Consider the following 6,416-nt stretch of genomic DNA (forward strand, 5'->3'; position numbering starts at 1 on the left):
CAGTATGTTCTGCTGCTTCTGGATGTCACTCTGCCGGACGGAACGGGGTTTGAAGTCTGTGAACGGGTCAGGGCGCAGAATCAGCGGATCCCCATTATTTTTCTGACCGCGTCCGACGAGGAAGTCAGCATCATCCGCGGTCTGGACAGCGGCGGCGACGACTACATGACCAAACCGTTCAAACTGGGCGAGCTGTGTTCCCGCATCCGGGCGCTGCTGCGCCGGACCGGTATGGCCAAGCCGGCGCCATCGGAGATAATCCAATGTGGGGACACCCAAATCGACCTTCTGGGAAGCCGGGCCTGCCTGGACGGCAGGCCCCTGGATCTGACCGGCGCGGAATACCGCCTGCTCTGCCTGCTGGTACGCAACGCCGGCCGCGTTGTTACGCGGGACACCATCCTCAGCGAGCTGTGGGACGACGCCGGGAATTATGTGGACGGCAACACCTTATCTGTTTATGTGCGCCGCCTGCGGGAGAAGGTGGAGGCCGACCCCTCCCACCCTCTGCATCTGCTTACGGTCCGGGGCTTTGGCTACCAGTGGAAAGAGGTTTCGCCATGAGCTTTTATCAAGACAGGCAGATTAGAGCCTATGGACTCTTTCTGGCGTGCATCTCCGTGTGTATCGTTGGTATGGGAATGCTGCTGAGTTCGATACAAATGAATTTGGCAAAGGATATCTATCTATCCCGCAGCGAGGCCATAGCGGCCTCCCTTTTAGCGCAGGAAGTCCCCCGCACGGTCATTGCTGCCGCGCTCACAAGTACAGAAATCAGCGAGGAAGGGACGGCTCTGCTCGCCATGGTGGGGGTGGATGCCACAGCCGAAAGCGGGCTGCTCCCCTTCTGCGCGCAGCTCCAACGCTCCAGCTTCACTGCCGCCGCCGGCATGGCCATCCTGCTGGTTGTTGCCCTCTTTGCCGGAACCTGGGTGTTCTTTTCGGCGCGGAAACGCTTGTACAGCCAGGCGGACCAAGCCGTCAGCGGCTACCTTTGCGGGGATTTCTCCCAGCACTTGCCCCGAAGCAGCGAGGGCGCAATCGATCAGATATTTGCCCAGGTGGAACAGCTGGCAACCATGCTCCAGGCCAAAACAGAAACCGAGCATCAGGCCAAGGAATTCCTCAAAAAATCCATATCAGACATCTCCCACCAGCTCAAGACGCCCTTGGCTGCCCTTACCATGTATCAGGAAATCATTGCGGATGAACCGGAGCATCCCGATACGGTGCGGGAATTTTCCGCCAAAATGTCCGTTTCGCTGAAGCGTATGGAATATCTGATTCAAGCCATGCTGAAAATCACCCGGCTGGATACGGGGAATATCGTGTTTGAGAAGGACTGCCTCAATGTCGCCGCGCTAGTATCCCAATCCATCCGTGAGCTGACGACACGGGCCGGGCGCGAAAACAAGCGGATTCTCGTTGACGGAGATGCCGGGCAGCAGCTGGTGTGTGACAGGGACTGGACCTGCGAGGCCATCGGCAACATCGTGAAAAACGCTCTGGACCACACCGGTCCAGGCGGAACCGTGCGCATCCATTGGGAGCATACCCCCGCCATGCTGCGTATTTTCATTACAGATAACGGCAGCGGCATCGCTCCGGAGGACATCCACCACATTTTCAAGCGGTTTTACCGCGGCAAGCGCTCCCTGGATACCCAGGGAATCGGGCTGGGGCTCCCCCTGGCGAAGTCGATCATAGAGGGGCAGGGCGGCATCATCGCCGTGCAGAGCGATCCGGGGACCGGCACAACCTTCACCCTCTCCTTCCTTACAGAACTGTAAGCTGAAATTCACCTGATTGTAAGCTGCCTCTGTTATACTCTAGCGCAAGGAGGCATTTGTGCTATGAAAATTTTGACCGTACAGAACCTGTGCAAGACCTATGGCAAGGGCGAGGCAAGGGTTGACGCCTTGAAAAACGTGTCCTTCTCCCTGGAAAAGGGAGAATTTGCCGCAGTGGTCGGCGAATCCGGCTCCGGCAAGAGCACCCTGCTCAACTGTATCGGCGCTCTGGACACCCCCACTTCCGGCGAAGTCCGGATGGACGGGCAGAACCTGTTCTCCATGGGGGAAGAAAAACGCACCATCTTCCGGCGGCGGAATATCGGCTTCATTTTCCAGTCCTTTCAGCTTGTCTCCGAGCTGAACGTGGAGCAAAATATCATCTTTCCCCTGCTCTTGGACTATAAGAAACCGAACCCCGCCGCTGTCCAGGAGATTCTGGAGCTGCTGGGCCTGACCTCCCGCCGGAATCACCTGCCCAACCAGCTCTCCGGCGGACAGCAGCAGCGGGTGGCCATCGGCCGGGCGCTGATTACAAAGCCCAAATTGATCCTGGCCGACGAGCCTACAGGAAATCTGGACAGCAAGAACAGCCGCGATGTCATGGAGCTGCTGACCCAGGCGTCCCGGCACTACCAGCAGACCATTCTGATGATCACCCACAACCGAAACCTGACCGCTTCCGTGGATCGCGTTTTCCAGGTGGCGGACGGCGTGCTGACGGACTTGGGAGGGGAAGCGGATGAAACACTTTCTTGACCTGATCCCCATCTCCGCAAAGGTACACCGGAAACAGAACCGGATGTCCATCCTCTGCATTATCCTGTCCGTATTCCTGGTAACCACCATTTTCGGCATGGCGGATATGTTTATCCGCAGCCAGATCTTACAGGCCCAGCGGGACGATGGCAGCTGGCATATCGGCCTGAGAAACATCAGCGCTGAGAATGCGGCGCTGATGGCGGCCCGGCCCGACATTGCGGTGATTTCCCCCTATGGTACTTTGAACTTTGGCGCCAATCTGGGTTATACCATGGGAGGAAAAGAGACGGTGATCTTCGGCAGCGATGAAGCCCTTGTCACAAAAATTTTTCTTGATATGCTGACGGAGGGCGCTTACCCACAGGCAGAGGGCGGCGCGCTGGTCACGGAAAACGCCAGGGAGATGATGGGCCTCCACATTGGGGACGAGGTAACATTGCACACCCCGGATGGGACTTCACTCCACTATCCGATCACTGGATTTGTAGGGAACTCCTCCGGCTTGATGCGCAGCGACGCATATGGGATTTTCCTGTGTATAGAGGACTACCGCGCCATTTATCCCGGCGTCACAGAGGGGGCACCCGCCGATTTTGACATTATGTACTATGTCCAATTCTCCCATACCCGGGATATCCAAGGAAGCATCAAAAATCTCAAATCGGCCTTCCAGCTGTCAGACGGCCAGGTATCCGAAAACACAAAGCTGCTGGGCCTGCTGGGACAGAGCCGGGACAGCTTTATGATGTTCATCTACGCGGCGGCAGGGATTCTCTTCGTTCTGGTCATGTCAGCAGGGATTCTGATGATCGCCAGCAGCCTGAACAGCAATGTTGCGCAGCGCATGGAATTTTTCGGCCTGATGCGCTGTATTGGGTCAACGCCCAGGCAGGTCATGCAGATGGTGCGCAGGGAAGCGCTCGGCTGGTGCCGCCTTGCGATCCCCGCCGGTGTGGCCTTGGGGGTCGTGGTGATATGGGTCCTGTGCGCCATCCTTCGATACCTCAGCCCGGGCTACTTTGCGGCAATGCCCGCCTTCGGTCTGAGCCTGCCCAGCGTGGCCGCCGGCGTCCTGGTGGGACTGCTTACCGTGATGCTCGCGGCCCGCTCCCCGGCAAAACGCGCCGCAAAGGTCTCGCCGCTGGCCGCGGTTTCCGGCAGCGCAGGCGAGGCCCGGCCTGTCCGCTCCGCGGCCAATACGCAGCTGGCAAAGGTGGATACCGCCCTGGGCATCCATCACGCCGTCTCCAGCAGGAAAAACTATCTGCTCATGACCGGCTCCTTCGCCTTGAGCATCGTTCTTTTCCTCTCCTTCTCCGTAACCGTTGACTTCATGCGCCACGCCCTGACGCCGCTGCAGCCCTGGACGCCGGATTTATCCATCGTCAGTCCGGACCGCACCTGTTCCGTGGACAGCGCTCTGCTGGAGCGTCTGAATGAAATACCGGCAGTCAAAGCGGCCTATGGCCGGATGTTTGCCTACGGTGTGCCTGTTTCGGGAAGTGACGCAGTCCAGACAGCCGATCTGATCTCCTACGATGCAAACCAGTTTGGCTGGGCAGAGGATTATCTGCTGGAAGGCTCTCTGGAGGCTGCCCAGCAGGCAGCCGGTACCGGTCTGGTGGTGAAGGAGTCAGACAGCACCATAAAGGTCGGGGACACGATCACCATTCAGGCCGGCGGGACACCCCGGGAAATCGAAATCGTTGGGATACTCTCCGACTGCCCATTCAGCAACGCCGCCGGTGTCGGGCTCATCATCTGCTCTGAGGACAGTTTCCGGCAGATGACTGGGCTGACAGATTTCACCGTGATTGATATACAGCTGGTTCGGGGCGCCTCTGACAGTGAGGTCAGCGCAATCCATCAGATGGTGGGCACTCAGTATACCTTCTCGGATGAACGGCTGGGAAACAGCAGCACGCGGGGCATCTATTACTGCTTCAATCTTTTTGTCTATGGTTTTCTCGTCCTGATTGCCCTGATTACGATTTTCAACGTGGTCAACAGCATTGCAATGAGCGTCGCATCCAGAACAAAGCAATATGGCGCGTTCCGGGCCATTGGACTGAGCACCCGGCAGTTGTCCAAAATGGTAGTTGCAGAGGCGGGGGCCTACGCCTTATCAGGCAGCGTGGCCGGTACGGTACTGGGCTTGCTCGCCAACAGGCTCCTGTTCGCCATGCTGATTGGGCAAAAGTGGGGCGAGCCGTGGGGCATTCCTTGGTCTGAGTTAGGGATCATCCTCCTGATCCTCCTCTTTTCCGTAGCATTGGCGGTATATGGGCCCATAAGACGAATCCATAGCATGACCATTGTTGATACCATTTGCGCACAGTGATATAACAGGAAGCGGATAATCCCAAGCCGATGACCTGCCTTTTCAATATGAAAAGCGTCTGCTACCGCATATTCTATTATGCGCGCATTAAGACCAGGAAGGCGGCCGGTGTGGAAAGGGGAACACACCGTCCGCCTTTGCCAGATGGAACGATTCAGTTGTAAGCTGCGTGAAAAGTGCAAATAATGTTGAAAACGAGCGCGGCCTCTATTCTGATAGCGGAATAGAGGCCGCACAATACGTTGCGCGCTTTGAATTGCGGAGAATTTAGAGATAAACTGCCGCAAAAACAGTTTATCAGTCAGATGTATGGACCAAATCAAAACAGGGTATGGATATCAATTAATTTTGGAAAATACAGAGAAAAACCGCCCGCCCCACTTGTGCCGGCTGGACTTCAGCTTATATCAGGTATTGTCCGGTCACACTGTTGGGGCTGCCGGCAATCTCCTCCAGCGTCCCGGCTGCCACCACACATCCGCCCGCCTCACCGCCGCCGGGACCCATATCGATGATGTAATCGGCGTTGCGGATCACATCCAGGTCATGCTCGATCACCACCACCGTGGCCTCGTGCTCCACCAGGGTCTGGAACACTCCCAACAGCGTCCGCACATCCAGGGGGTGCAGGCCAATCGTAGGCTCGTCAAAGACAAAGACAGAATCTGACTGGCTTTTCCCCATCTCGCTGGCCAGCTTCAGCCGCTGGGCCTCGCCGCCGGACAGGCTGGGGGTTTCCTCCCCCAGGGTCAGATACCCCAGGCCCAAGTCCTTCAGCACCTCCAGCCGCTGGCGGACTAATTTCAAATCTTTGCAGGTCTCCAGGGCCGCGTTGACGTTCATCGCCATCAGCTCCGGCAGGGAGCAGTCTCCGCGCTTCACCTGATATGCCTCCCGTCCATACCGGGAACCGCGGCAATCCGGGCAGGGGATGGTCACATCAGGCAAAAACTGCACATCCAGGTCAATCGTCCCCGTGCCATCGCACACCGGACAGCGCAGCTTTCCGGTATTATAGGAGAAATCCCCGGCCTTGAACCCCAGCTCCTTTGCGTCCGGGGTCCTGGCGAAAATTTTCCGCAGCTCGTCATGGACATTGGCGTAAGTGGCCACCGTGGAGCGGACATTGACGCCGATGGGGGTGGCGTCAATGAGCTTTACCTGACGGATACCCTCCGCCTCCAGCTTCAGGACGTGCTCCGGCAGCGTGGTCCCACCGGATAACGCTGCCAGTCCGGGAACCAAGCTCTCCAGAATCAGCGTGGTCTTGCCGGAACCGGATACGCCGGTCACAACCGTCAGGCGGCCTTTTGGTATGCTGACCTCCAGCGGCTTCACCGTGTGGATGGCAGCAGTGGAGAGGTGTATCCTGCCCAGTGCGAACAGCTCCCCGGCGCAGGCTCGGTCCCTGACATGGATATCCGCCGTCCCGGCCAGGAACGGGCCAATCTGGGACGCCCTGTTTTGGGCAATTTCCGGGATCGTTCCCTGGGCCACCACCTGCCCGCCGTTGGCCCCTGCCT

Annotated in this window: 4 protein-coding genes and 1 pseudogene; 4 read left to right on the forward strand and 1 reads right to left on the reverse strand. The window is 57.9% G+C overall.

All coding sequences use genetic code 11. The features are described 5' to 3' along the window. The 4 genes from QZ329_RS14515 to QZ329_RS14530 form a co-directional block, all read left to right on the forward strand. A partial coding sequence (locus tag QZ329_RS14515; protein WP_295753716.1) for a response regulator transcription factor occupies positions 1 to 564 on the forward strand: 564 nt, incomplete at its 5' end. Then, complete coding sequence (locus tag QZ329_RS14520; RefSeq protein WP_295753717.1) at positions 561 to 1,790, forward strand: HAMP domain-containing sensor histidine kinase; 1,230 nt, start codon at positions 561 to 563, stop codon at positions 1,788 to 1,790. The genes QZ329_RS14515 and QZ329_RS14520, both read left to right, overlap by 4 nt. Before the next feature lie 63 nt (positions 1,791 to 1,853). After that, complete coding sequence (locus QZ329_RS14525; RefSeq protein ID WP_295753718.1) at positions 1,854 to 2,549, forward strand: ABC transporter ATP-binding protein; 696 nt, start codon at positions 1,854 to 1,856, stop codon at positions 2,547 to 2,549. Beyond that, a complete protein-coding gene (locus QZ329_RS14530; protein WP_295753719.1) occupies positions 2,533 to 4,893 on the forward strand; it encodes an FtsX-like permease family protein in 2,361 nt (786 codons plus the stop codon). The genes QZ329_RS14525 and QZ329_RS14530 overlap by 17 nt, the downstream gene beginning before the upstream one ends. 402 nt (positions 4,894 to 5,295) lie before the next feature. Here QZ329_RS14530 and QZ329_RS14535 read toward each other — a convergent pair. Then, positions 5,296 to 6,416 (reverse strand): annotated as a pseudogene (locus QZ329_RS14535) (excinuclease ABC subunit UvrA); the annotation flags it as partial.

Origin of the sequence: uncultured Oscillibacter sp. (assembly GCF_910579365.1) — a bacterium.
Taxonomy (GTDB): Bacteria; Bacillota; Clostridia; order Oscillospirales; family Oscillospiraceae; genus Oscillibacter.